Annotated in this window: 20 protein-coding genes; 10 read left to right on the plus strand and 10 right to left on the minus strand. The window is 41.6% G+C overall.

Going from position 1 to position 26,275, the window contains the following annotated elements; genetic code table 11:
* Positions 1-29: 29 nt before the first annotated feature.
* Positions 30-1,292: a glutamyl-tRNA reductase gene (gene hemA, locus P3L37_RS10660; RefSeq protein ID WP_004910608.1), complete on the minus strand. Its 1,263-nt coding sequence runs from the start codon at positions 1,290-1,292 to the stop codon at positions 30-32.
* 581 nt (positions 1,293-1,873) lie between these two features.
* Between hemA and lolB the strand changes: the two genes are divergently transcribed.
* Genes lolB through prs form a run of 3 tightly spaced genes read left to right on the plus strand, consistent with a single transcriptional unit; the run spans position 1,874 to position 4,406 of the window.
* Positions 1,874-2,530 carry a lipoprotein insertase outer membrane protein LolB gene (gene lolB / locus P3L37_RS10665; RefSeq protein WP_004910605.1) on the plus strand — a complete coding sequence of 219 codons (657 nt, stop codon included), beginning with the start codon at positions 1,874-1,876 and terminating at the stop codon, positions 2,528-2,530.
* Entirely contained in the window at positions 2,527-3,402 is an 876-nt protein-coding gene (gene ispE / locus P3L37_RS10670) for a 4-(cytidine 5'-diphospho)-2-C-methyl-D-erythritol kinase (protein ID WP_109911298.1), read from the plus strand. Before lolB ends, ispE begins: the two co-directional genes overlap by 4 nt.
* 56 nt (positions 3,403-3,458) lie before the next feature.
* Positions 3,459-4,406, plus strand: coding sequence for a ribose-phosphate diphosphokinase (gene prs / locus P3L37_RS10675; protein ID WP_004910604.1), 948 nt, complete (start codon positions 3,459-3,461; stop codon positions 4,404-4,406).
* A 304-nt stretch (positions 4,407-4,710) separates the two neighbouring features.
* Here prs and ychH read toward each other — a convergent pair whose 3' ends face one another.
* Positions 4,711-4,983 carry a stress-induced protein YchH gene (gene ychH, locus P3L37_RS10680; RefSeq protein ID WP_004910602.1) on the minus strand — a complete coding sequence of 91 codons (273 nt, stop codon included), beginning with the start codon at positions 4,981-4,983 and terminating at the stop codon, positions 4,711-4,713.
* A 299-nt stretch (positions 4,984-5,282) separates the two neighbouring features.
* Here ychH and pth point away from each other — a divergent pair, with 299 nt between their 5' ends.
* Positions 5,283-5,873 (plus strand): aminoacyl-tRNA hydrolase, encoded by a 591-nt coding sequence (pth, locus tag P3L37_RS10685; RefSeq protein WP_004910601.1) that lies wholly within the window; start codon positions 5,283-5,285, stop codon positions 5,871-5,873.
* A gap of 102 nt (positions 5,874-5,975) precedes the next feature.
* Positions 5,976-7,067, plus strand: coding sequence for a redox-regulated ATPase YchF (gene ychF / locus P3L37_RS10690; protein ID WP_004910600.1), 1,092 nt, complete (start codon positions 5,976-5,978; stop codon positions 7,065-7,067).
* Between the two features lie 104 nt (positions 7,068-7,171).
* Here the strand turns inward: ychF and P3L37_RS10695 are convergent, their stop codons facing one another.
* Positions 7,172-8,785: a GMC family oxidoreductase gene (locus P3L37_RS10695; RefSeq protein ID WP_109911297.1), complete on the minus strand. Its 1,614-nt coding sequence runs from the start codon at positions 8,783-8,785 to the stop codon at positions 7,172-7,174.
* Between the two features lie 456 nt (positions 8,786-9,241).
* Here P3L37_RS10695 and P3L37_RS10700 point away from each other — a divergent pair, with 456 nt between their 5' ends.
* Complete coding sequence (locus P3L37_RS10700) at positions 9,242-10,420, plus strand: calcium:proton antiporter (protein WP_110731894.1); 1,179 nt, start codon at positions 9,242-9,244, stop codon at positions 10,418-10,420.
* A 69-nt stretch (positions 10,421-10,489) separates the two neighbouring features.
* Here P3L37_RS10700 and P3L37_RS10705 read toward each other — a convergent pair whose 3' ends face one another.
* Complete coding sequence (locus tag P3L37_RS10705; protein WP_238562674.1) at positions 10,490-11,383, minus strand: LysR family transcriptional regulator; 894 nt, start codon at positions 11,381-11,383, stop codon at positions 10,490-10,492.
* Between the two features lie 124 nt (positions 11,384-11,507).
* Here P3L37_RS10705 and P3L37_RS10710 point away from each other — a divergent pair, with 124 nt between their 5' ends.
* Positions 11,508-13,157, plus strand: a complete 1,650-nt coding sequence (locus P3L37_RS10710; protein ID WP_196723424.1) for an alpha-keto acid decarboxylase family protein — start codon at positions 11,508-11,510, stop codon at positions 13,155-13,157.
* A gap of 38 nt (positions 13,158-13,195) precedes the next feature.
* Here P3L37_RS10710 and P3L37_RS10715 read toward each other — a convergent pair whose 3' ends face one another.
* Positions 13,196-14,176: a Gfo/Idh/MocA family protein gene (locus P3L37_RS10715; RefSeq protein ID WP_110731892.1), complete on the minus strand. Its 981-nt coding sequence runs from the start codon at positions 14,174-14,176 to the stop codon at positions 13,196-13,198.
* Between the two features lie 464 nt (positions 14,177-14,640).
* Between P3L37_RS10715 and P3L37_RS10720 the strand changes: the two genes are divergently transcribed.
* The 3 genes from P3L37_RS10720 to P3L37_RS10730 are packed head-to-tail and all read left to right on the plus strand — an operon-like array spanning position 14,641 to position 18,629.
* Positions 14,641-15,363 (plus strand): IclR family transcriptional regulator, encoded by a 723-nt coding sequence (locus P3L37_RS10720; RefSeq protein ID WP_004910559.1) that lies wholly within the window; start codon positions 14,641-14,643, stop codon positions 15,361-15,363.
* Positions 15,364-15,388: 25 nt separating this feature from the next.
* Positions 15,389-16,804 (plus strand): YfcC family protein, encoded by a 1,416-nt coding sequence (locus P3L37_RS10725; RefSeq protein ID WP_238562675.1) that lies wholly within the window; start codon positions 15,389-15,391, stop codon positions 16,802-16,804.
* Positions 16,805-16,808: 4 nt separating this feature from the next.
* Complete coding sequence (locus P3L37_RS10730) at positions 16,809-18,629, plus strand: CocE/NonD family hydrolase (protein ID WP_204163251.1); 1,821 nt, start codon at positions 16,809-16,811, stop codon at positions 18,627-18,629.
* A gap of 74 nt (positions 18,630-18,703) precedes the next feature.
* Here P3L37_RS10730 and P3L37_RS10735 read toward each other — a convergent pair whose 3' ends face one another.
* The 5 genes from P3L37_RS10735 to P3L37_RS10755 form a co-directional block, all read right to left on the minus strand.
* Entirely contained in the window at positions 18,704-19,849 is a 1,146-nt protein-coding gene (locus P3L37_RS10735) for an ABC transporter substrate-binding protein (protein ID WP_109911294.1), read from the minus strand.
* An 18-nt stretch (positions 19,850-19,867) separates the two neighbouring features.
* On the minus strand, positions 19,868-21,991 hold the full coding sequence (locus tag P3L37_RS10740) for a TonB-dependent receptor family protein (protein WP_110731891.1): 2,124 nt from the start codon (positions 21,989-21,991) through the stop codon (positions 19,868-19,870).
* Between the two features lie 257 nt (positions 21,992-22,248).
* A complete protein-coding gene (locus P3L37_RS10745) occupies positions 22,249-23,103 on the minus strand; it encodes a dimethyl sulfoxide reductase anchor subunit family protein (protein ID WP_238562676.1) in 855 nt (284 codons plus the stop codon).
* A gap of 11 nt (positions 23,104-23,114) precedes the next feature.
* Positions 23,115-23,657, minus strand: coding sequence for a DMSO/selenate family reductase complex B subunit (locus tag P3L37_RS10750; protein WP_004264054.1), 543 nt, complete (start codon positions 23,655-23,657; stop codon positions 23,115-23,117).
* 13 nt (positions 23,658-23,670) lie between these two features.
* Complete coding sequence (locus tag P3L37_RS10755) at positions 23,671-26,253, minus strand: molybdopterin-dependent oxidoreductase (protein WP_238562677.1); 2,583 nt, start codon at positions 26,251-26,253, stop codon at positions 23,671-23,673.
* Between the last annotated feature and the right edge of the window lie 22 nt (positions 26,254-26,275).

The following is a 26,275-nucleotide window of genomic DNA, read 5'->3' on the forward strand; positions in this document are numbered from 1 at the left end:
GTTATATAAGACCTATGATTAAAATGTGGTTATTGATGGTCCAGCCCTAGGCTGTCCCTAAGTAGATTTAGACGCTCGACATCCCCATTACCTGCAGCTTGCTGCAAAGATTTGGTTGGAGCGTGAATAAGGCGGTTGGTTAATTGTTGCGATAATTGCATGATCACTTGCTCAGGGTCTGCGCCTTGACGGATAGCGGTCAACGCTTTTTCAGTCATGTTTGCCCGAATGGCCTCAGCTTGTTCTCTATAATCGCGAATTGTAGACACTGCCGCTTGTGAGCGCAACCAATCCATAAAGTGGCTACTTTCTTGCTCAACAATATATTCAGCTTCAACGGCTGCGGCTTTTCGCTGAGCAAGGTTCTGTGCAATGATAGATTCCAAATCATCCACAGTATAGAGATAAACATCTCTTAATTTTTCAACATCTTGTTCGATATCTCGAGGAACGGCAATATCAATTAATAACATCGGCTTACTACGACGTATTTTCATTGCACGTTCGACCATCCCTTTCCCTATAATAGGTAAAGGACTCGCCGTTGAACTAATGACAATATCAGCTTCCGCTAAGCGGTTATCAATATCTGATAACGAAATGACTTGTGCATTGACCTCATTGGCCAATAACTCCGCCCGTTCACGTGTTCGGTTAGCTATCATCATTTTTTGTACGCCATGTTCACGTAAATGACGCGCCACAAGTTCAATTGTTTCCCCTGCACCCACTAACAAGATGTTTAAATGTTTGAGTGATTCAAATATTTGGCGGGCAAGTGTACAAGCCGCAAATGCGACAGAAACTGCATTCGCGCCAATATCGGTTTCTGTGCGCACACGTTTTGCAACAGAAAACGATTTCTGGAAAAGACGCTCAAGTTCGCTCGATAACGAGTGGTTACCTTGTGAAAGCGCAAACGCCTTTTTTACTTGCCCTAATATTTGTGGTTCACCCAAAACAAGTGAGTCCAAGCCACTAGCGACACGCATTAGGTGACTCACCGCGCGGTCGTCTTGGTGCCAATAGAGACTCGGTTGTAAATCTTTTTGGGTTATACCATGAAAATCACACAGCCATTTTACTAGCTGTTCTTGAGCTTGTTCTTGCGATTCAAGGCTCAAATAAAGCTCAGTTCTATTACAGGTAGACAGCACAACACCACCATTCACTTGAGGCTGTTTGAGAAGTTCCTCAAGTGCATGGTCAATTTTTTCAGGACCAAACGTTACCCGCTCACGCAGGGCTACTGGTGCTGTTTTATGGTTGATGCCTAAGGCTAATAAGGTCATTGTGCTTTACGACTTGCTCACATTGCTTACAGTGCTAATTATTTTCAGTCATGCTCGATGGGTATTTCCTACCAATTTTGCAATACTGTTATTTATATTGTTCTATTGTAGATGATCCGCGTCTCTCTTTCTACGGTTTGCATAAGCCTATCCTTCAGAAAGATGACCCACGCCAAAAAATAAACCGAAATAACAGACGTAATAGCGATTTTATCAGTCAAAACTGATCGTAATTTTATCGTTTATTTATACTATATAAAACTGATTATCAGCCATATCATTATTAACAATGATAAATTAACTGCGATAAGATGCATAGAGGATGCAATTATTTCGCACAGAAAGCAAATGGTGACGAGCTTGGATTGGTTTAATAGCCACTTTAGAAAACCATTCCCGCTGTCAATGCACTATGTTATTTGTATACAAACAGTAAATCACTTACAGATTTTTATCGGTTAGGTATATCATCGAGTGCAATAGATGACTCAGATAGCCATATCGCGCTAAACTAAACCTCTTTAAATGCAAGTAACTCAATAGAGACTGCTATCAGCGCCCAAACAACTTTGAGATTTGATATGCAATTAACTCAAGCTTTACCGTTTATGCACATAAATAAGCACTTTTTTCGCCTCTTACCACTTTCATGCGTCTTGCTAACTGCTTGCGTGACAACGTCACAAACAACCACGAAAGGAACCAGCTCCGCATCGGATGCTAAGTGGAAAGCACATCAACAAGAATTAAGTCAGTTACGTGACTACCAAACACGGGGCTCCTTTGCCTATAACGGAGGAGAAACAAAAACGTACGCTAAGTTTTTCTGGCAACAATATACACCGGAAAAATACCGTTTATTGTTAACCAACCCATTAGGTAGCCGCGAACTTGAACTTACCGTTGAACCTGATTTAGCTCGATTAACTACCAAAGATGGTCAAACCCATATGAGTGACGTGCCGAGCGAGTTGATTTATCAGCTCACTGGTATGGAAATCCCAATTGATGACCTAACCGCTTGGTTAACTGGCTCGCCCGGACGTGCAACAGATTTCACCTTAGATGAAAACCACTTGCTAAAAAGTGTTACGTTTAAAAGCAATGGTGAAACATGGCAGCTCAACTATATTTCCTATGACAGCAAAACAACACCAATGCTGCCAAACTATCTCGAGTTACGCCAAGGGGATAGACTTATCAAATTGAAAATGGATAGTTGGACACTGAAAAAATGACGTTAACATGGCCTTCTCCGGCAAAATTAAATCTTTTTTTGTACATCACCGGCCAACGCCCTGATGGCTATCACGAGTTACAAACTCTATTTCAATTTGTCGATTATGGCGATGAAATCACTATCACAACACGTGATGACGACCAGTTGAATTTATTGACGGATATGCAAGGGGTTCCCCCCGAAAAAAACCTAATTTTACGGGCTGCTAGATTATTACAATCTTATTGCCGCGATACGTTGCAACACAGTGGCCCACTAGGTGCCGATGTCCGTATTCATAAAATATTACCAATGGGCGGTGGTATTGGTGGAGGCTCATCAAACGCAGCAACTACCTTAATTGCGCTTAACGAACACTGGAAAACACAGATTTCTGATGAAGTCCTTGCGCAATTAGGCGCATCATTAGGAGCAGATGTTCCTGTGTTTGTTCGTGGGCATGCAGCTTTTGCCGAAGGGGTTGGTGATATTTTAACCAAAGCTTCCCCTAAAGAGAAATGGTATTTGGTGGCTCATCCCGGAATTGAAATATCAACCCCGATGATCTTCACAGATCCACAATTAAATCGAAATTCTCCAAAACGCTCCCTAGCCGCATTATTACTGGCTCCGTACGCAAATGACTGCGAACCAATCGCAAGAAAACGTTTTCGTGAGGTTGAACAGCTTGTTTCTTGGCTGTTAGAATATGCTCCGTCTCGCCTTACAGGAACAGGCGCATGTGTTTTTTCTGAATTTGAAACACAAGCGGATGCCCTGCAGGTGTTAAATAAAGCCCCATCGTGGGTGCAAGGGTTCGTCGCTCAAGGCGTTAACGTTTCCCCACTGCACAAGTTCCGCGCTGGGATAACCCGTGTATTGCACCAATAAGCCTTGTCGCTGTTGGTCAACAATATCTCTCTGGACGCAAGCCTGAGGTTTTTCTCGTGCCCGATATGAAGCTTTTTGCTGGTAACGCTACACCGGAACTAGCACAACGTGTTGCTAACCGCCTTTACACTAATCTTGGAGACGCGGCTGTTGGTCGTTTTAGCGACGGCGAAGTCAGTGTTCAAATTAATGAAAATGTTCGCGGTGGTGATATTTTTATCATCCAGTCAACTTGTGCACCAACCAACGATAACCTGATGGAACTGGTTGTTATGGTCGATGCCCTACGCCGTGCATCTGCTGGTCGTATTACCGCTGTTATCCCTTACTTCGGTTATGCAAGACAGGATCGTCGCGTACGTTCTGCCCGTGTACCAATCACCGCTAAAGTTGTTGCCGATTTTCTGTCAAGTGTAGGTGTAGACCGTGTGCTCACTGTCGATTTACACGCAGAGCAGATCCAGGGCTTCTTTGATGTTCCTGTGGATAATGTATTTGGTAGCCCTATTCTTCTGGAAGATATGTTACAGAAGAATTTGGAAAACCCAATCGTTGTATCTCCAGACATCGGCGGCGTGGTACGTGCTAGAGCTATCGCAAAACTCCTGAATGACACCGATATGGCCATTATTGACAAACGCCGCCCACGTGCGAACGTTTCTCAAGTCATGCATATCATTGGTGATGTTTCAGGTCGTGATTGCATCTTAGTGGACGATATGATTGATACCGGTGGTACGCTGTGTAAAGCAGCAGAAGCACTGAAAGAACGTGGTGCGAAGCGTGTATTTGCATACGCTACACACCCGATTTTCTCAGGTAATGCTGTAGACAACATCAAAAATTCAGTCATTGATGAAGTCATTGTTTGTGACACTATTCCTCTTTCTCCTGAAATCAAAGCGCTGAGCAATGTTCGCACCTTAACGCTTTCAGGTATGTTAGCTGAAGCTATCCGTCGTATTAGTAACGAAGAGTCAATTTCAGCAATGTTTGAACACTAATTCTCCAATATTGGATTTTAGCGTTCAACCGTGATGAAAAAGTCACAAAAAAATATAAGCCCCTGCAATGTCATTTGCAGGGGCTTTATGATTTTGGCAGAAAAAGCCACTGGGGCTCATTTTTATATTTTATCACCGATCATAGTGGTGATTTCACATTATGAAACGACAAAAATAGCCATCTAAAATAACTAACAATATTCACGACAAAAGAGCAAAATTCTTTGGGATTTCACTCTTCTTAATGCCTAATTATCAAACTCGTTCACCATTATCAGCAATTAATTGCTCTAGACTATTTATGTTATGGATAGCGGTGATTATCTCTGCGTGAATGATATTGTTGTTTCAATTGCCAGTAACGGTCTGCAACTTTTTCACGGCCGCCGATCCTAGCACCGACTAACCATACCATCGCACCGATAAAAATGCCGAATAAGGAACCGTTCGTGATAAGTTCTGAAAGGCCTAAGTTAACGATATGAGAGAATAAGTTGACACCGATACTCCCGATCATCAACACCATTCCGATTCCCATGAAGACATTACCAAGAAGATGAGCGCTTTTCCGTTTCATATATACCTCCAGTACCAGTAAACTGATAAGCAAGCATGTGTAAATAAATTCGGTCATACTTTATATTTATGTAATGATTATAGTGCATTAAGTAAAATTTTTTGCGATAGACATCACAAGGAAGGAAGTTAGCAAGAATATCTGTACAAAAAATGCTTTTCATCAAAAAATCAGAAAACCCGAATAGTTTATTAAGCAATTATAATCATAGTTACTTTATCCATCACAATTTTGTACATCCTGCATTTCACAAGGTAAACTAGGGCATTATTTTCATAACTGATAGTGAAATCACCACCGTGAGCAAAATTAAGTTAATTGTTGGACTTGCCAATCCGGGTGCTGAATATGCACAAACGCGCCATAATGCAGGTGCATGGTATGTTGATTTACTGGCTGAGCGCCATAATCAGCCATTGAAAGAAGAAGCAAAGTTTTTTGGTTATACCGCACGTATTAATATGGGCGGTAATGACATCCGTCTGCTGGTTCCAACCACATTTATGAACCTAAGTGGTAAGTCGGTTGCCGCTATAGCCAATTTTTATCGCATCAATCTCGATGAAATTTTAGTCGCCCATGATGAACTCGATTTACCACCCGGTGTAGCTAAAATGAAATTAGGGGGCAGCAATGGCGGCCACAATGGGTTGAAAGATATTCAAAGTAAATTCGCCAATAACCCGAATTTTTATCGTTTACGCATAGGTATTGGCCACCCGGGTGATAAAAACAAAGTGGTTGGCTTTGTTTTGGGTAAGCCACCGTTATCTGAGCAAAAACTCATTGATGATGCAATTGATGAAGCGGCTAGGTGTACAGATATTCTGCTAGCAGACGGAATGGACAAAGCCATCAATCGTCTACATGGCTTCAAAGCAACTGCATAAGAGTTCATTTCATCCGAATCGACTTTTTGTGTATAATCAGCGCCAATTTCTAAACATTGGGTGCAGCGTATGTCTGCCCCTCGCTATTAAGGTGAGAAACATATGGGTTTTAAATGCGGTATCGTTGGTCTGCCTAACGTGGGTAAATCCACTCTGTTTAATGCATTGACCAAAGCCGGCATCGAAGCAGCCAACTTCCCTTTCTGTACAATTGAACCAAACACAGGTGTTGTGCCAATGCCAGACCCACGTCTTGATCAATTAGCTGAAATTGTGAAGCCACAGCGTATTTTACCAACTACGATGGAGTTCGTGGATATCGCGGGCTTAGTCAAAGGGGCATCTAAAGGTGAAGGCCTAGGTAACCAATTTTTAACGAATATCCGTGAAACCGAAGCCATTGGCCACGTTGTTCGTTGTTTTGAAAATGACAATATCATCCACGTTGCAGGCCAAGTTGACCCTGCCGCAGATATTGAAGTCATTAATACTGAATTAGCACTTGCTGACCTTGATACCTGTGAGCGCGCTATCCATCGTGTCCAAAAACGCGCAAAAGGTGGCGATAAAGACGCAAAAGCAGAATTAGAAGCATTAGAAAAATGTTTGCCGCACCTAGAGCAAGCAGGTATGTTGCGTACATTAGAGTTATCTAATGAAGATAAAGCCGCTATCCGCTACTTGAGCTTCTTAACATTAAAGCCAACGATGTACATTGCTAACGTTAATGAAGATGGTTTTGAAAATAATCCCTTCTTAGATGTGGTGTATAAAATTGCAGAAGCCGAAGGCTCTGTAGTTGTTCCCGTCTGTGCAGCGATTGAGTCTGATATTGCAGAACTTGAAGACGAAGAGCGCGATGAGTTTATGGCTGATTTAGGTATTGAAGAACCGGGTCTTAACCGTGTTATTCGTGCCGGCTATCAGTTATTAAACCTGCAAACTTATTTTACTGCTGGGGTGAAAGAAGTGCGTGCATGGACTATCCCTGTCGGTGCAACGGCACCACAAGCCGCAGGTAAAATCCATACTGACTTTGAAAAAGGCTTTATCCGTGCGCAAACTATCGCATTTGATGATTTTATCCAGTACCGTGGTGAGCAAGGCGCAAAAGAAGCCGGTAAAATGCGCGCAGAAGGTAAAGACTATATCGTTAAAGACGGCGATGTGCTGAACTTCTTGTTTAATGTGTAGTACCACAATTGGTCTATAACGTACCTTAAGTTTATTGAAACAGCATAAAGCTCAGGTGTTACCTTGGTTTTATGCTGTTTTTTCTATATCAGCCTATCACAAGGTTAATTTGCGTTCCTATCTTCTATAATCATCGCTGCGGCGCGTTCTGCAATCATTATCGTTGGTGCGTTGGTATTGCCACTTGGAATTTCAGGCATCACAGAACAGTCCACGACACGTAAGTTTTCAATACCATGTACACGTAACCGCAAATCAGTCACTGATGTTGTGGTATCCGTTCCCATACGACAAGTTCCCACAGGATGGTAAACCGTTTTACAAAAATTTCGGACAAACTCTTCAAGTTGAGCGTCATCATGACGTACAGAAGCGGGTGGCATTATAACCTCTTTGCTTAGCACTTGTAATGAAGGGGAGTCCAATACATCTAAGCCAAACTTAACCGCACGCTTGCAACCTTCCATATCTTCGGGTGAGGCAAGATAATTAGCGTGAATTTTTAGTGGGGCTTGTGGGTCTGTGCTGCGCAATAAAACTTCACCACGGGACTTAGGTTGTAAGTACCCGACCTTTAATGAAAAGCCGTGGGCTGCGGGCAGAGGCTCACCAGGAACATCATCCCAGCTATCTAAAATAGGTAAAAAGTGAATTTGTACATCAGGACGGCCTTGGTTGCAGCTGTCTTTAAATGCAGCGCCTTCTAAAACGTTAGAGGTGAGCAGTCCACTGCGAAATGCCATCCACTCGACCCCGTGTTTAATCGCATTTAAACCTTGGTCTGCGCCGAATAAACTTATTGGCTGCTTAGTCGTGACGTTAATTGACATATGTAGGTGGTCATGAAAATTTTTACCAACAGGTAGATTCGCATGAGTATGGATCCCCAATGAAGACAAGTGCTCCTCTGGCCCGATACCTGATAGCATCAATAATTTTGCAGAGCCCATCGCACCCGAACAGACCAATACTTCGCAACTGGCAAATGCCTCAACTTCATGGCCATTTTTCCCTTGATAGGCAACACCAATCGCGCGGCCATCGCGAATGATGATACGGTTCACTTGAGTGCCAAGCTTTAATGTCAACTTATCACTCTTTTCCACTGATTTTAAATAGGTTCTTGATGTACTGGCTCTTTCTCCATTATGCGTTGTCGTCTGGTAAAAGCTTGTTCCTTGCTGGCTTTCCCCATTAAGGTCATTGACATAAGGAAGACCATGCTCTTGCGCTGCACGAATAAATGCCATTGATAATGGGTGCCGGTATCTATTTTCACTGACAGGAAGTGGGCCTTCTGTTCCATGGTATTCTCCTGTCAGGCTTTCATTACTCTCTGCCTTTTTAAACCATGGCAATACATCCGAGTATCCCCAGCCTTCACAGCCGTAATTTAGAGCCCAATTATCATAATCTTGTTTCTGGCCTCGGATATAAATCATTCCATTGACAGAACTACTTCCCCCCAACACTTTCCCTTGGGCAATTTGCATTTTACGGTTATTCGCGTGAGGCTCTGGCTCAGTTTCATAAGGCCAACTTTTTTGGGCAATAATTTTCGCCACGCCAGCTGGCATACGAATAAACAAGTGGTTATCGCTACCACCCGCTTCAATAAGTAATACTTTGGATTGCGTCTCTTGGATCAACCGAGCAGCAAGAACACAACCGGCAGAACCCGCACCTACAATAATATAATCATATTTTACTGCGCTCATTTGTCACTCCGTCAAATAAAACAAACAATCTATTTTCATTTTTTTAACAATAGCGCTTTTAATTCATTAATGTATGAACAATATTCCACATATGTGATTTAAATCAAAAACAATTTCTTATGTAATTATTATTGGCTCTTAATAAACATTGTTTATTCAAGAAAAATTTTAAGCAAAGTCAATACTTAAACCTAATTCAATCTTTATTAATAAATGAATGTTTATAGCTAGCTAATAAGTAATCTGTCATATAGAAATATCTTATTTTATCGTGTTTAAGCGAGTCACAATCCCCTTCGATGTTATCAGCGCGACTATAAAGCTTATTTCCATGCAGGAGTTGCAAGATAATAGATGAATGCTATAGTAATGACCGATTAATATTCTTTCGGCTTGAGGACGACCTCAAGTGCGTATCAGCAACAGGGACGGCCCTTTCTTCTAAAGGAAAACAATATGGGGCGCTTCTGTTTCAATAGTCCACTCATCCCGTTAACAACTTGGAGCCGGTTAATCGGCTCTTGGTTAGTCGTCATTTTCTTTATTTTAAGTGGCGAAACATTACTTAATGACAGTCTTTCTGCATTTAGTGCAACTTGGATTTTTTTACTGCTGTTCATTACAATTCTCACCGCTTCCTTTGGTGTCGTTAAAGAGGCTGACCATCTTGCTGAACAATTGGGTGAGCCATACGGAACGCTGATCCTGACTTTATCTATTGTCTTAATTGAAGTCATTCTTATTGCCTCGGTTCTACTAGGTCCCGGTGATTTTCCAACTATTGGGCGTGATTCCATATTCGCCGTGATGATGATTATCATGAACCTCGTCGTAGGTATCTGCTTACTCGCAGGTTCAGCTAGAAATGGTGAACAAGAATATAATACGCAAGGAACCAACAGTTATCTTTCAATGATCGTATTACTGACTGGTTTAGCGTTAATCCTACCAAATTATACCTCTAGCCAAGGGGAGTATTCCCATACGCAAGCCATTGGTATTTCAGGTATTACTATACTTATCTATGGTGCTTTCTTGTGGATGCAGATGCGAGGTCACCGACGATTTTTTATCCAGCCGCCTAAAGGGCTGATGAATGTCCCAGAACAATACATTTCAGCTAGCGATGCTTTGGCAGACAATAATGTCGAAAAGAAAGATAACCACGCTGAGTCAAACAAAAAAACGATTATTATTCGTTCTTGTGTGTTAATTGGGCTGATACTCCCTATTGTGTTACTTGCGCATTATTTAGCCATCGTGACTGATTACGGAATTGAAGCCTTAGGAGCACCAGCAGCAGTCGGTGGTGTCCTGATCGCCATTATCGTATTTACACCTGAATCAATCACAGCAGTAAAAGCGGCAATGAATAATGAAATGCAACGAGCGATAAACCTTTGCCAAGGCGCATTTGTCTCAACGGTAGGTTTAACTGTGCCAGCAGTATTAATTATCGGCATTATTACCGGTAAACAAGTCATTATGGGGATTTCTAACGCGGAAATTGTTTTATTCGCAATCACCATGTTACTGACTATGCTTTCATTTAATGGTCAGAAAACATCTCCCATTCAAGGTTGGATACACCTTGCCATCTTTGCTGTATTTGGGCTTATTCTATTTTATCCGTAGTGGCTGACAAAACGTGAAGGCTGCATAAGAAAATACTCGATTGGGTATCAAATTTTATGTTAGCCTCGCTCACACTTTCCTTATTCTTAACATATCCAAAGCCAAATCATGCCATGCTTGTGCACGACGGCTTTGATGGTGGTTTTTTACTGTCGCTAAAGCAATGTCGTAAGCCAATATTGGCTCAATAACTGGAATAACGGATACCCCCACTGAACTGGCGTTCTGCCACATACTGTCCGGAAGTAGCGTTATCCCTACCCCAGCTCTTACCATGGCTGTCACCAAATCTAAATGACTACTACGCCCAGAAATAGTGGTTTTTTTACCATAAACACCGCAAGCACTAACAACAAGTTCATTAATTAGAAAATCATCAGAAAAGAAAATAAAAGGCTCATCGGCTATTTCACTAAATTTAACAAATTCACGTATTGCAAGTGGATGTTGGTTGCTAACCAATAGCATTAATCGGTCGGTTGAAAAAGGGTGTACTTCAAAGCGGTCATCAGCAAAAGGTAACATCACGGCGGCAGTTTCAACTTCACCATTTAGCATTGCCTCTCGCATTTTGCGTGTACCCAACTCAAGAATTTTCAGTTCCACCTGTGGATAACGTCGGCTAAAAGCCATAATAATATCAGCAAAATAGGTCGATGCTATCACGGGTGGTAGCCCCACGGGTAGTACTCCAGATATAGGGCCTGACCTTTCCAGTAACGCTTTTTTCATACTGCCAAATTGTGAAAGAATTTGTCTCGCATGAGCCAATAAAATATCCCCTTCCTCCGTTAATTTAACGCCATCGACTTCCCTAATCAGCAAAGTATAACCAAGTTCATCTTCTAATTTTTTAATACTACGGCTAACCGCTGGTTGCGTTACAAATAAACTTTCTGCCGCGCGGCTAAAACCATTGAGCTGCACAACTTCAACAAAATAACGTAATGAACGAATGTCCATTTCGCCCCCTATAATTTTTAGTTATAGATAGAATGAGTTTAAGTGATTTCCTTTAAAGCATAATAAACGATAAAAATAATTCAACTTAGAACTATAAGCTAGACGATTAATGGAGATCAGCATGATGAATAAGACGGTTATCGAATACGTATTAGATAGACTTTACCAAATCGGTATTCACGATATTTTTGGTGTTGCTGGTGACTACGCATTCCCTATTGAAGATGCAGTATGTGAAAGTGAAAATATGCGCTGGATTGGCAACTGCAATGAACTCAATGCCTCATATGCTGCGGATGGTTATGCCCGTGTGAAAGGTGCCGCAGCGTTATCAACCACTTTTGGTGTCGGCGAACTCAGTGCCTTAAATGGTATTGCTGGCGCTTATGCCGAACATCTTCCCGTTTTTCATCTTGTTGGTATGCCAGCAAGCGGAGTTCAAAAAAAACACCGTTTAGTTCACCATACCCTAGGAAATGGTGATTTCGATGTGTTTTATCAAATGAGCCAACATTTAAGCTGTGCTCACGCTATTTTAACGCCTGAAAATTGTATTGCCGAAACAGAACGTTTAATTACAACCGCTTTACAAGAATCTCGACCCGTTTATTTAGGTTTCCCTTCTGACTATGCTGTTATGCCAATTAAAGCAGATGAAACACCTGAAACTATCACTATAAATAAAAGTCATAGCAAGTCATTATCAGCTGCGGTTACCGCTATTGTCGAAAAGCTCATATCGAGTACAAAAGCCTGCATTATTCCTGGGATTTTAACGGCTCGTTTCGGCTTAACGACTGATGTTGAGGCTATTATTCAGAAAACTGGCCTACCTTATGCCACCATGTTTATGGATAAAGGGGTATTAAGCGAATCTAACGCTCAATATATGGGGATTTATAATGGAAAACTAATGAACCCTGATGTGCGAGAATTCGTCGAGAGCTGTGACTGTGTTATGGGGATCGGTGCAGTATTAACGGACTTCAACACCGGCAGCTTTACCGCAACGATTGCCCCTGAAAGCTGTATTAACATTCTTTCTGACCATGTGAAAGTGGGTTCCGCTATCTACCCGAATGTATTGATGAAAGATGTGTTAGATAAATTAAAAGAACTTGCGCCCTCACTTAACCATGCCGGGCTCAAAGCTCAAGGATTAGGATCACCGCAGCAAGGTGAAAATGGCCAAATTACCGCCTCATATTTGTACCCTCGCCTAGAAAAAATGTTCCGTAAGGACGACATTATTATTGCAGAAACGGGAACAGCATCTATGGGGTTAGGTTTTGCTTTATTACCTGAAAATGCACAATTTCACAACCAAACATTATGGGGATCTATCGGCTGGGCCACTCCCGCAGCCTTTGGTGCAGCAATTGCAGAGCCACAGAAGCGAGTTATTTTAGTGACTGGGGAAGGTTCTCACCAACTCACGGCCCAAGAGATTAGCCAGTTTGCCCGCTTTGGTTTAAAACCGATTATTTTCGTCCTAAATAATGATGGCTATTTAATTGAACGACTTCTGTGTAAAAATCCTGAAGCCTATTACAACGACTTACCCCAATGGAATTATGCACAGCTCCCCGCCGCATTAGGTTGTAATGATTGGTATTGTCAGCGTGTAACCAACTGCAATGAATTAGACAATGCGATTAAGCAGGCCGAACTATCGAACCATGCGGCCTATATTGAGGTAGTTATGGATAGATATGCCGCATCTGAGCTTGCAGAAAAACTTGGTAAATCAGTAGCATCTTTATATTCATTTTAAATTGACAAATTATGGCAGCCATTGCGCTGCCAATGTCTTTATGATGTAAATACCAGCCCTACATCGTTTCGTGATTGGTGCAATATTTTTGAGACAATTAATGCTAATTCAAGCAATTCATCGCATTTAGCATGGTTTTTACTAGCAATTTGCTCACGAAAGAATGCAAACTCATAGACCATATGATTGATTGTTGCATCCCGAGATACGTTGGATATTTCCCCATCAATACAAACCTCGACTGACTGGCAAAGGCTTGGGGCTCCAGTGATACGAATATGCCCTTTGGTGCCTTGAATAATAAAGTAACCGGGGCTCGCCGAATCTTTCGCTCCCACACAAGATGCAACTGAACGCTCAAAATGGGCCGTTAGTACCCCTGATGTATCAATTCCATTAAATCCTTTATTACAAATATAGTGGCTATTATCGGGTGCTCCCATCAAGGCTGATAACAAATAAATGTTATATAAATTAATATCATAGAGCGCACCGCCTGCTTGCTGTGGGTCAAAAGCAGCATGAATACGGCCTTGCAAATAGTCATTGTATCGACTTGAATATTGGGAATAATTACCGTGAATCACTTTGATTTCACCTATTTTATCAATGTGTTGCTTGATAAAGTGAAATTCAGGGGTATGAATAGACGTAATGGCTTCAAACAAAAAAAGCCCCCTAGTCTGTGAAATGGAAATTAACGCCTGTAACTGTTGCCAATTTGGTGTAAACGGTTTTTCGCATACCACATGTTTGTCAGCCATCAATGCATCAAAGGTATACTGATAATGTAAATGATTTGGCAAACCTATGTATATCACCTCAACATCAGGGTCTTGTAACAACTTTTGATAATCAGTATACAACTTTGCTATACCGAATTGTTGGCAAATAACCTGTCCCTTTTCAATACTTTCCGCCCGAACACACAGTGCGACTAGCTCTATCCCTTGCACCTGTATTAAAGCATCAAGAGCCGACATGATTATTTTTCCAGAACCAACCAGCGCTAGTTTCATCTCTATTATCCATTAAGAAAAGTGAATTTCATTTTGCCATAAGGCTCATTATTTAAGAAATATCTTCGATGCTTTTTGATAATCTCTGCCATTCCCGTATTTTCTCCTTAAAAATTCAATAAAAATGACACATTTTTTCACTGGAGGTTCTTTTATTTATTACTGATGTACGAGCCAATTTCACTAGATGAACCAAATAACCGCCATAAATGACGATTAGCTTCCCATTTACAATAATTTCTATTCACGTTGTCAGCAAAACTTTCTCATTTTACGTTTTATATAACCAATTGTTTTATCTTATAAATATTTCATTTTTCTTTTTTTCACTGACATAAACCTTTTTAAAACCCTAACTCACGTCACAATTTATTAACAACTCTCTTGAATCATTTTTTATTATTCTCCATGCTAATTTTATCAAATAAACCAATGGTTTACTGTATAAACCAACCGAGGTTAAGATGAAAGAGAATATTGTCACTGCCGTTGATGATGCTTTATTGTTATTAATGCTATTAGGTGAAAAAAACAATCTTGGATTAAGTGAACTTGCACGCTTATCTGGCATGAATAAATCCAAGGTATACCGTTTATTATGCACGTTAGAAAACCGTCATTTCGTGCAAAAAAATGAAAACCCAGTGACCTATCATTTAGGCCATCAATTATTAAGCTTGGGGAATTGCGCTCGCCAGCAAATAAACTATATCCAAGTCGCAGAAGTTGAAGCAGAGCAACTCCGTCAACGTTTTGATGAAAACATTCAAATGCGTATACGTGACAACGGTGAAATTTTACAAGTTCTTCATAAGCCATCAGGGCAATCACTTCAAGTACGCAGTGAAGCTGGCAATCGCCGGCCGTTAGGATCTGGAGCGTCAGGCAGAGTACTATTGGCTTACTCCCCTAAAGATGTTCAAGCACATTTTATTGAAAAGAATCCCTCAATTGAAAAATCAATTGCCACCATACGCTCACAAGGTTTTGCCATTACCCGAGGCGAATTAACCGCAGGTATCGGTGCTATTGCCGCACCTATCTTTTCACAACACGGGGAATGCATTGCTTCACTGAGCATTAGCTTACCACTAAGCCGTTTTTCTGATGAAAAAGAACAAGATATGACTGAACAACTGCTTCTGTCTGCTTTACGCATATCAAGGCAGCTCGGTTACGACTCATAATTAATACAATAAAAGAGACAACACCATGCAACCAACAAACAACACTATACAAACTCCATCGTCACCACCAGGCTGGCAAATGAATCCAGTTTTAGTAATGTTAACTATTGTTATCATTGCCTTTTTAATGACTTATTTTGTTAATTCAGGCCAATATGAGCGCGATGGTAAAAAAGTCATTCCGGACTCTTACCAAACTATCACTAAAGACATCACGTTAGAGCAATTATTAGGTACTGAAAAATCAGCAGAAGGTACTGCCGTTCCCGTCAGTTTACCTCAACTGTTTAAAGCGATCCCCGAAGGAATTGTTAAACAATCACCGCTTATTTATATGGTTCTATTCATCGGAGGAATGTTTGGAATTCTCAATAAAACAGGGGCAATAGAATCAGGGTTAGAACGGTTGCTTCACGTCACCCGAGGCAATATCTATTTGTTGATCCCTTTCTTAATGATTGTATTTTCCATGGGAAGTACCTTTATGGGGTTAGCCAAAGAGTATCTTTTGGTTATTCCCATGGTTATTGCCTTAGTGAAACGCGTTGGGTTGAATGAACTTATTGGGCTTGCCATTGTAGCGATTGCGGTTAAGGTAGGATACCTCGCCTCCATCACCAATCCATATGCACTTTCTATCGCACAACCGCTTGTTGGTCTCCCGGTTTTTAGTGGTTTAAGTATGCGGATTGCAGCGTACCTTATTTTTATTACACTCGGTATTTTATTTATTTTCTATAGTATTCGTAAAACGACATTCACAAGCTATGTGGTTGAAGAACATAATCAAACCACACAATTAACCCATCGTCATAAACTTATGTTAATTGTCTTAGCTATCGGTGTTGCATTTTTAGTCTATGCATCTAATCGCTGGCATTGGAAAAATAATGATTTATCTGCTTACTATTTATTCTTAAGTGTCATTTTAACTTTTTGTAGTGGTTTAACCGCAAGTGCTGCTGCTAACGCATTTGTCAGTGGAATGAAAAAAGTCCTTATCGCAGGAGTGTTAATTGGGTTAGCGACTGCGGTCGAAATTATTCTTTCTCAAGGTAAAATTCTCGATACCATTATTCATCAATTAGTTGGGCTAGTCGGTAATCACGGTCCTTATGTTTCATCATATAGCATGTTTATTTCTCAACTATTATTAGACATTGCCATTCCATCAACGTCTGGGCAAGCCGCTGTCACAATGCCAATTTTAGGCCCCGTTGGTGAAATTTCTGGGGTTTCTCCTCAAACAACCGTTTTTGCATTTTTAATGGGTAATGGGCTGACTAACATGATCACACCAACATCCAGTGGGTTATTAATCTTCTTAGCTACGGCAGGCGTAAGTTGGACTACTTGGGCGAAGTATATTTTACCGCTATTTTTAATTTTTATGGCAATCAGTATCGGCTTACTGACTATCGCCGTGACCATAGGGTATTAATAAAATGGATATGAAGAATTACCGGATAAAAATGCGTGATGGAATAATGCTATCTACCGATGTTTACTTTCCACAAACTCAATCAGCTACGTCTTTTCCCGTTATTATAGAGCGAACCCCCTATGATAAAAGCGCACCTTCTCGTTCGGAAAAAACGGTATCAGGCCAGCAAATAACACGCCAAGAAATGGCGAAATACTTCAATGAGTATGGTTTTATTGTTGTGTATCAGGATTGCCGTGGACGCTATGAGTCCGAAGGAAAGTTCACAAAATATATTAATGAAGCCGAGGATGGTTTTGATACATTACAATGGATTATGGAAAAACCCTGGTGTAATGGCAAAATAGGTTCAATGGGCCTCTCTTATGCCGCTCATACACAATTAGCAATGGCGTGTCTAAACCCACCAGGCTTACACACGATGGTGCTGGATTCCGGTGGATTTGCCAACGCCTATCAATGTGGGATCCGTCAAGGAGGCGCTTTTGAACTCAAACAAGCAACTTGGGCATTTAAACAAGCTAAACTAAGCCCAGTCGCCCAGCAATCTCCCGATATTTTAGCTGCACTCGAACAAGAAAATATCCATGAGTGGTTCACAACAATGCCATGGTATCAAGGACAAACATTGCTTAAACACGTCCCTGAATATGAATCGTATTTATTTGAACAATGGGAAGAAGAGTGTTTTTCCGATTATTGGCAGAAAATCGGCATCTATGCTGAAGGCTATTATGATCAAATACCTGATATCCCAGTATTATTCATGTCCAGTTGGTATGATGCCTATGTCAGTTCAACATTAGATAACTATCATGCATTTGTTACTAAAAAACAATCACCTCAAAAATTAATCATGGGCCCTTGGCTCCATGGTGACCGCAATATCACGCATAGCGGTGACGCAGAGTTCGGTGATATCGCCGCATTTGATAACAATGTCAGTGAAAGTTGGCTTTCTTGCCGGTTGAACTGGTTTGAAGCCCACTTAAAAAATGAAAATTCCAAAAACAATCATGAAGATGTAACGATATTTATGATGGGTGGTGGAAGCGGTAAACGTAACCGACAAGGGCGTATAGAGCATGGTGGAAAATGGCTTAACTGCCATCAATGGCCTTTAGCAAATACTGAAAAAACTGCATATTATTTGTGGCCAGATAACAAATTATCTCTTCACTCCTACACTAAAACAGCCTCAATATCCTATTGTTATGACCCTAAGCACCCAGTCCCTACCATTGGCGGCGCCTTAACTTCAGGCCAACCGATATTTTGGGGAGGAGCTTTTAACCAACGTGAATTACCGCAATTTTTTGGTAGCAAACAAAATAACCTACCTCTTTCTGCCCGTTGTGATGTCTTAGTTTTCGAAACCGAAGAATTACAAACAGATGTCTGTTTAGCTGGTGAAATAGAGGTGTCGCTTTGGATCAGTAGTGATGCTTTAGATACGGATTTTACTGCAAAGCTTATTGATGTTTACCCACCTAGTGCCGACTACCCACAAGGTTATGCCATGAATATTACAGATGGCATTATTCGCTGCCGTTTTCGGCATGGATATGAGAAAAAGGAATTATTAACACCCAATGAAATTGTCGAAGTGAAAATTAAGCCCTTTGCCTGTGCAAATCGTTTCGCAAAAGGGCACCGTATCCGATTAGATATTTCTAGTAGCAACTTCCCTAAGTATGACTTCAATACAAATACAGGTAAAACTATCGCAGGTGACAGAACGTGGAAAATAGCCTGTAATAGCCTACATTTTTCTAGTGAGCACCCGTCAAAAATTATTTTGCCGGTGATCAACGAGGCTTAAACTATTATTAGCTAATAAACTATTTGCCCACTTTAGCTGCCAACAGCGCTAAAGCGGGCTACATGAGAAGATAATTATTCCGCTTGAACCCAAAACACACCATCACCTTCTAAGGCAGTGAACGTTTTATGTAAGTAATCGCTATCTGCTTGCGGATCAAGGTCTGCAAACAGCTCAGGGTGGATGAATTTTGCAATTGCTTCCACCGCAATAATATTAAATGGCGTATCATAATATTGCTGATAGAGTGCCAATACTTGTTTGTTTTTGAAGGCAGATAATGAACGAAATTTAGGGCGATCCATTAGCTTATTCAGCCTAGCCAAAGAAGTTTGTTTATTTCCGGTATATCCTAATGGCACAGAAGCACTACCTTTACGAGTGTTATCCCAATCTGCTGCCGTCATTAAATAGTAGTCCGGGTTGCTGTGAATCAGTTGTTCTTCACTGATTTCTCCCCCCATTCCAATACTGAACCATTGGGAACCTAGGTTATTTCCACCAGCTGCTTCAACAAATTCACCAAAATTGCCATTACCAAACGTTTTACAGCAATAATCTTCACCTTGGATACCAGCGGCTCGTTCAATAAATACGCTTGGACGTTGCTCTTGACTAAGTTTAGCCACTCTTGAACGGATTAAGTCTAACTTTTGCTGGTAAAACTGATTAAATGCTTGCGCTTGTTGTTCCTCACCAAATACTTGGCCCAATAACGTCATACTCGGCAGGGTGTTTTTCAGTGGATATTGTCTAAAATCGATAAAAATCACAGGTAAGCCACTTTTTTCCAATAATGATAGAGTGCCACTTTCTGTGAGCTTACTCTTTAAGCCAATATCAAAAATGAGCAAATCTGGCTGTGCAACCAACGCTTTCTCAACGCTAAAGTCCGTTGTATACGGGTTTGGGAAAACAGAGATCTTGCTTAATTCTGGGAATTTTTTACTATAAGCCACACTCAGGTCAGGCGCTTTTTTTATTAACGCATCATCCCAAGCAATAATCCCTTTTAGTGGATTTTGTGGATGTAATATATTCAGCGCAACCAAAACGCGGCTATCTGCCAGCATCACTCGAGATACCGGCGCATTGACGGTTACGTCCCTACCCGCTATATCCGTCACCGTGATAGGTGCGGATAAGCTACTAGTCGAAAATAGTAGGCTAACTACGCCAAGAATCAGCACGAATATATTGATAATTTTTCTCATTATCATTGTTTTGCCTTGTATTTATTAAAATTTTACGGATGCTTGAACATAGTAAGTTCTTGGCTGCCCCACATAGATACCATAATTATTATCCGTAGAACGTGTAAAATAGGTTTGATCAAAAAGATTTTTAATACCAGCAGATAACGTTAAATCAGATAAACTTTTACCAAAATGGTACTCACCTCGTGCATCCCATACCATATAACCGGGGATTGTTCCGTATCGACCATCCGCACTGGGTTTTGTTACATAATGGCTTGATGTTCCTGGCGATTCTTGGGTAGATTGCGCATAGGTATTTAAGTTCCATACCCAATTTCCCGTTTCATAACGGCCACCTGCGGTAAAGACCTGTCGTGAATAAAACGGTAAATCTTTATGGGCAAAGTCACCTTTTTTACTAACCGCTTTCGTGTAGGTATAGGTGCTGTATACACTGATACCATCCAATTTATCGCTCAGGTCAGACAGGTTATACCTTGCCGCCAATTCCACACCTTGGTGAGTTGTGGCGCCCAAATTTGTCCAACCCGTTGTATTTTCAACATAAAGCAGTTGGTCATCAAAATCGATATAGAATAAGGTCGCCTCAAGGGATAGCGCGGTATTATCGTATTTAGTCCCCACTTCGTAGTTATGGGCTTTTTCTGCACTTAACCCATTCGCAGGGGAATTCCCAACCCCTTTAGTATTCAATTGGAAGTACTGTAAACTGCCGAATGACGTACTCGCATTGGCAAATAGCTTCCATTCATCATCAATATGATAGATCACGGCCAGCGCAGGAAGTGGTTCGCTATAGCGCTTACTTCTATTTTGGTTTTTAAAACTATCATTTAAATGAATATTAATGTTCTCATAGCGGATCCCGGGGATCACTGTCCAGTTGCCAACATCAATAGTGTCATCAAGATAAATCGCATGGGCTTCTGTTCCACCCGATGTGTGTTGATAATAATCATTGGTACTCGGCCGCGAACTTTGAGTACCCGTTTGGTACCAATTTGAACGGTAAGCTTTTTCGTCTGCGGTCTCATTTAAATAGCGATACCCCACTGTTACTTCGTGTGAAATATCATTAAAACGGAATAATTGCGAATAACTCGGTTCAATGGCATAAGCGGTATAGTGGCGAGGGTAAGAAACTAAACGCCTTTCATTCGCTTTATCTTTATGCTCACTTTCTATGTAACTACCCCGATAACTTTTACTAAACCATGTCATTAACTCAAATTGCTTGTCATCTTCTTCATGTTTGTATTTCAATGACATATCTTGTCGATTGCCTTCAAAACGGTCATAAGACCGTGTTGATTGGAAAGGGTCCGCATTATATTGCGCTTGAGTCAACCCTCCAGGCATACCTGACATCGCATGATAGTAATGAAAATTAGCCAGTAGTTCGTCGTTATCTGTTATGGCATAACGGGTTTTTAAAATCAGGTCATCAATATCAGTATTATCGTTGCTTTTACGGTAGCCTTGCCCGTGTAACCCTGAGTACAGCAATAGCGCTCCCGCTGAATCATCCGCTTTTGAGCCCCCCACGGACGCATCCACCAGTGTCTTTAGCCCTCCCGTTTTAGCTCCTTGAGTTTGAAGTGAAACACCCCCAGAAAAGTCTTTCGGGATAGGTTTAGTCACAAAGTTAATTACGCCACCCACATTTTGCGGCCCATAACGCACAGAAGCCCCTCCACGGATCACATCAATAGATTCAATACTACCTAGTGATAATGGTGACATCGACAACTGAGGTTGACCATAAGGCGCAGCGGCTAATGGCATACCATCGAGTAAAATCGTTGAGCGCGGTGAAAGACGTGAGGTTAACCCTCGTACCCCTACATTTAAGGAAACATCGCTCCCCCCTGTCCCATTACTTTCGCGTACCTGCACACCTGGGATCCCTTTTAAAGCATCCCCGATGGTTTCACTGCCCGATTCTTTAATTTGCTGTTGAGATCTTACTGTTCGAGCACCTGGGTGATTAAATACCACCTCACCATCTTCAGTATTTTCAAGCCAATTACCTGTAACTGTAATTTGATCATTTCTTGAATTATCAACAGCGAAAACATAATAAGGCGCTAATGTAGCTGAAATTGCTAATGGTATGAGTAGTTTGCTAGTTTTTAAATTCATAAGGAATACGTAACAAAGGAGATTAAGAGCAATAATGATAATTAGAATCATTACAGATAATCAACTTAATTTACTATTTATTTTGAAATTACTCTAGCTTAATTCCTTATTATATAAAGGGTTATTGTTTTTGATTTAGAATGAAAAGAACTGAAGAAAACTAAAAAATCCGAGGGAAAATTTCCCCTCGGAGCATATTACTTAACGACATCATATGGTTAAAAGCAAAACAGATAATATTTTACTTCTAATAAGAACTAACCGCCTAGTGAGAAAAATACCAGCCGACCAACTCCCTCGCCAACAAAAATACAGAGTGTTGCCAGTGACATCACAAATGTTGCATTCACATTGTGCCCATTTTTTTGACACAGTAAACGACCAACAAACAATACCCCTAATGCAATAAGTATGATTCTAACAATACTTAAATTCACTAAACCATCAGGAAGTTCACGTGGCGTCATTCCCATATAAATCGGCTCTCCCATATTCCCTAGCAGAGATAATGCGCCCAGTAACATGAGTAAAATTCCTATAACACCCATACCTAGCGCAATTTTGACCACACGTTTTAATTGCGCTTCTTTGCCATGGCGACGTAAAGAACCTACCAGTAATAATGCCGCAACTACACCACCAAGCAATAACACCGCGCCAAAGAAACTGGCGTAGGTAAATAAACCATTCCAGAGGTTAAACAAGGTGTTAGCGTATAATGCTGACATTGCATACATATAGATAATACCGGCTAACGCACTCAGCAGCAGTAGCAACGCATTCGCATTTTGTTTAAGCAATAGCAGTGCGATAATGAAAAACAAGAGCGCCATATAGATTGCCGTCGCCCACACTTCACGGCTCATCCATGAGGTCGACACATGCAACATGGTGTAAAACATGTGTAGCGGGTTTCCCATATGAAATAGTGAGCCTAATAACCCTACACAGCCCAAAACAAAACTTGCTAAAATAGGCAGTTTAATAAACTGGACGCTTTGTCGGTTATTTCCGCCTTCAAGTACACGAAAATAGCACACCAATGAAACTAGCAAGCACCCTACAGAAGCTTGCATAAATAAGGTGAAAACCACCAATGGAAATTCATGCATGATAATTCTCCTTATCCTTTTGTACCGACAACCAAGTTCGGTTTGGTAATACTTGAACTAGGTAACCCTGCAATATCTGCATTCGAGCCATATTTTTTACGTAATTCGCTAATTAGGCCGAACTCAATCGCACGCATAGGACAAGAATCCACACACATTGGATTTCCGCCCTTTTCACGAAGATCAAGACAAGTGTCGCACTTAGTCATCATTCCAATACTGGCATCGAACTGAGGTGCCTCGTATGGACAAGCCCATGTGCAATAGCGGCACCCCACACATTTATCATGGTCGACTAATACAACGCCATCTTCCTCTCGTTTGTGCATTGCGGTAGTAGGGCAATGGCTGACGCATTGCGGGTCATCACAATGGTTACAGGCAATAGACAAATGCCAAGTCCGAGGACGTGGATATTCACCTACTTCAATATCATACACACGACGAAAGTTGCGCCCGACCTCAAGATCATTTTTGTCTTTACACGCAACAACGCAGGTTTTACAACCAATGCAAGTGGCAACATTAATATAAAATCCAACTTGTTTATCCATTTCTTATTGCCCCCTAAAAAATAATACGCTGTGGAATTGCAGCATCTGGAACTAGCTGGTCTCCATGCCATTTTTCAATATTACATAGCATCGTGTTCCACCCTGACGTCCCAAGCCCTGTAGGGACCTGAATAGTTAGCGTATTGTCGGCTCCCGCCATATCTATCCCTGTTTTTTCATCAACATTTGTCCAACTTCCATGTGGTAATGCCACCACACCCGGCTTCATCGTTTGTGTCACCAATGCGGGACGCACAATTTTTCCCTGTGGGCTCGTTATCAACACAGTTTCACCGTGTTTAATACCTAAACGTTTAGCATCAGACGCATTGATATAAATTGGACTTGGCCACTGTTCACGCAACCAAGGCACGTTATCAAGCGTGCTGTGAGAGCGACGTAAGTAGTGTGGGTTATAGATTTGGAATGGATAATCCCCTTTTTCCTTCTTCGAGAAGTCGCTAAAACTTGCCTCATAACCGCTCGCGGATGGGATATATTCAGGAATTGGAGGTAATTTCGTCCAACCACATTCATCGGCTTTTTCGACTAATGTTTGGCAGTAAATTTCGAACTTACCACTCGGTGTTGGTCGTGGATTGGCTTGAGGGTCGCGAATAAAATCTTCATAGGCAATATAACCATAGTTATCACCAGAAGTACGCTTGACTTGGTATTTCCCAACAGTAAGAAATTCGTTGAGGGTAATTCGGCCTTGCTGTGGCTTACCTGTTACTTGCCATTCATCAATATCCGCTTGGGTAATGGTGATTAATGGCTCTGTGGTCTTACCATCTTCACCAATAATCGTTGCGCCATTGAGTTTATTAAAAAATTGTTGTTTTTCCGAAACAGGAAAAACCTCATCGACATCAATCCTCAGACGTTTACCTATTTCTTTGGCAATCCACTGGTCACTTCTCGCCTCATAAAGTGGCGGAGTTACATTCACTGCAGCTATAATAACTTCGCGGTTACTTGGATTTAATATGGTTCCTTCTCGTTCCCACTCTGTCGTCACGGGTAAGACAATATCCGAATATTTAGCACAAGTATGTGGAACATATGCTGCAGTTACAATCAGTTCCACATCTTTACGATAAGCTTCAACACTTTGCGAAATATTAGCTCGTGTTTGCAGTGTCGCATTAAACGGGTGAATTATCATTTGGATATTTGCATCGACATCCCCTACACCACGTTGGCGGAATCTTTTCTCTAATAATGCACGGTTAAGCTCATTGTGATTAATTTTCAAGCTAACCGGGTTTGGGATTGAAGGTAACCCACTTGCTCCGGCCATTACAAGCCGCGTGCCATTATTTCCAGCTGCGAAGTGGCAGCTGACCCCAGTCATGCGACCAGGCCTTCCCATATGGCCAGTCATAAAGCCTAATGTTGAGAATGCTTGCACCCATCCTTCACCGTTATGGATTCGAGCAGGCGCCCAACCGGTAAGCAATGCGACTCGGTTAGTGCCGCCGATTTCACACGCTAACTTGCGAATATCGCTAGCTGACAGACCACAAATATTAGAGGCCCACTCTGGTGTTTTAGGCTCTCCCGTGTAGGTGCCTAACAGATAATCTTTGAAGTTACCTTTTGGGTCAGCGCCTGCTGGCATATTATTTTCATCAAAACCAACCGTACAACGGCGTAAGAAATCCCAATCAATCAATGGGTTGTCAGGGCTATCCATTTCTAATAACGCAGACATGATACCCAGAGCTAAAGCATGGTCAGTACCGGGGTTGATAGGGTACCAGTCTGCATCCATTAACTCTGCCGTGGTCGTATAACTTGGGTCAATACTAATAAAGCGCGCTCCCGCTTTTTTCGCTTGATAGTAATTATAAGTTGGGCTACCAGGGCTGCTCCACGCTGGGTTTGCTCCCCACATCACGATTAACTGGGAGTTACGCATATCAAAGCGGTCATTGGTACCAAAAGTATAAAACCCTTCAAGTAACCCTAAATGCGCCGGTGTTTCAAACCATGCCCCCCATGAGGTTGTTCCCCAATCGCCAACAAATCCCCCGGCTTTCGCATAAACGTTTTGGATATCAACACCATTACCGCCAGTGATCCAAATCGATTCATTCCCATATTTTTCTTTAATACGTTTCGATTCTGATGCCACAATATCTAATGCTTCATCCCAACTGATGCGCACCCATTGGTCTCGGCCTCGCAAGCTTTTATCTCCACCACCGGGAGCCCAGCCTTTACGCTTCATTGGATATTTTAAGCGATCTGCGCCAAAGACTTGTTTACGTTGTGAACGGCCACGTAAACAACCTCGTTGTTGTGGGAAATCAGGTGAGTCCGCAACTACATCATCGGTTTTTTGCCTAACAACTACGCCATCAACCACCAATGCTTTATTAACACAGCGGCCACCACAGTTATGCCAGCAGGCCACGGGCTTCCATTTCCCTTGAGTGACCGCATCAGTTGCTTGCTCAACCGCTTTTTCTTCCTCTGGTGTTGCCGCATATAATTGCTTACTCAGCGGTAACGTAGCCATCACTGATGCCGCCGATGTCCAAGCTATAAATGAACGGCGACTCAAGGCTATTTTCTGTCTTTCTGACATTGCTCTTACCTCTTCATTTTGT

The sequence above is a fragment of the Providencia sp. PROV114 genome (genome assembly GCF_032704305.1).
Lineage (GTDB): Bacteria > Pseudomonadota > Gammaproteobacteria > Enterobacterales > Enterobacteriaceae > Providencia > Providencia rettgeri.

Bases quoted from the DNA above. Each gene is read 5' to 3' on its own strand.
- hemA (WP_004910608.1), bottom strand. From the start codon at position 1,292: ATGACCTTATTAGCCTTAGGCATCAACCATAAAACAGCACCAGTAGCC.
- lolB (WP_004910605.1), top strand. From the start codon at position 1,874: ATGCAATTAACTCAAGCTTTACCGTTTATGCACATAAATAAGCACTTT.
- ispE (WP_109911298.1), top strand. From the start codon at position 2,527: ATGACGTTAACATGGCCTTCTCCGGCAAAATTAAATCTTTTTTTGTAC.
- ychH (WP_004910602.1), bottom strand. From the start codon at position 4,983: ATGAAACGGAAAAGCGCTCATCTTCTTGGTAATGTCTTCATGGGAATC.
- ychF (WP_004910600.1), top strand. From the start codon at position 5,976: ATGGGTTTTAAATGCGGTATCGTTGGTCTGCCTAACGTGGGTAAATCC.
- P3L37_RS10695 (WP_109911297.1), bottom strand. From the start codon at position 8,785: ATGAGCGCAGTAAAATATGATTATATTATTGTAGGTGCGGGTTCTGCC.
- P3L37_RS10700 (WP_110731894.1), top strand. From the start codon at position 9,242: ATGGGGCGCTTCTGTTTCAATAGTCCACTCATCCCGTTAACAACTTGG.
- P3L37_RS10705 (WP_238562674.1), bottom strand. From the start codon at position 11,383: ATGGACATTCGTTCATTACGTTATTTTGTTGAAGTTGTGCAGCTCAAT.
- P3L37_RS10710 (WP_196723424.1), top strand. From the start codon at position 11,508: ATGAATAAGACGGTTATCGAATACGTATTAGATAGACTTTACCAAATC.
- P3L37_RS10715 (WP_110731892.1), bottom strand. From the start codon at position 14,176: ATGAAACTAGCGCTGGTTGGTTCTGGAAAAATAATCATGTCGGCTCTT.
- P3L37_RS10720 (WP_004910559.1), top strand. From the start codon at position 14,641: ATGAAAGAGAATATTGTCACTGCCGTTGATGATGCTTTATTGTTATTA.
- P3L37_RS10725 (WP_238562675.1), top strand. From the start codon at position 15,389: ATGCAACCAACAAACAACACTATACAAACTCCATCGTCACCACCAGGC.
- P3L37_RS10730 (WP_204163251.1), top strand. From the start codon at position 16,809: ATGGATATGAAGAATTACCGGATAAAAATGCGTGATGGAATAATGCTA.
- P3L37_RS10735 (WP_109911294.1), bottom strand. From the start codon at position 19,849: ATGATAATGAGAAAAATTATCAATATATTCGTGCTGATTCTTGGCGTA.
- P3L37_RS10740 (WP_110731891.1), bottom strand. From the start codon at position 21,991: ATGAATTTAAAAACTAGCAAACTACTCATACCATTAGCAATTTCAGCT.
- P3L37_RS10745 (WP_238562676.1), bottom strand. From the start codon at position 23,103: ATGCATGAATTTCCATTGGTGGTTTTCACCTTATTTATGCAAGCTTCT.
- P3L37_RS10750 (WP_004264054.1), bottom strand. From the start codon at position 23,657: ATGGATAAACAAGTTGGATTTTATATTAATGTTGCCACTTGCATTGGT.
- P3L37_RS10755 (WP_238562677.1), bottom strand. From the start codon at position 26,253: ATGTCAGAAAGACAGAAAATAGCCTTGAGTCGCCGTTCATTTATAGCT.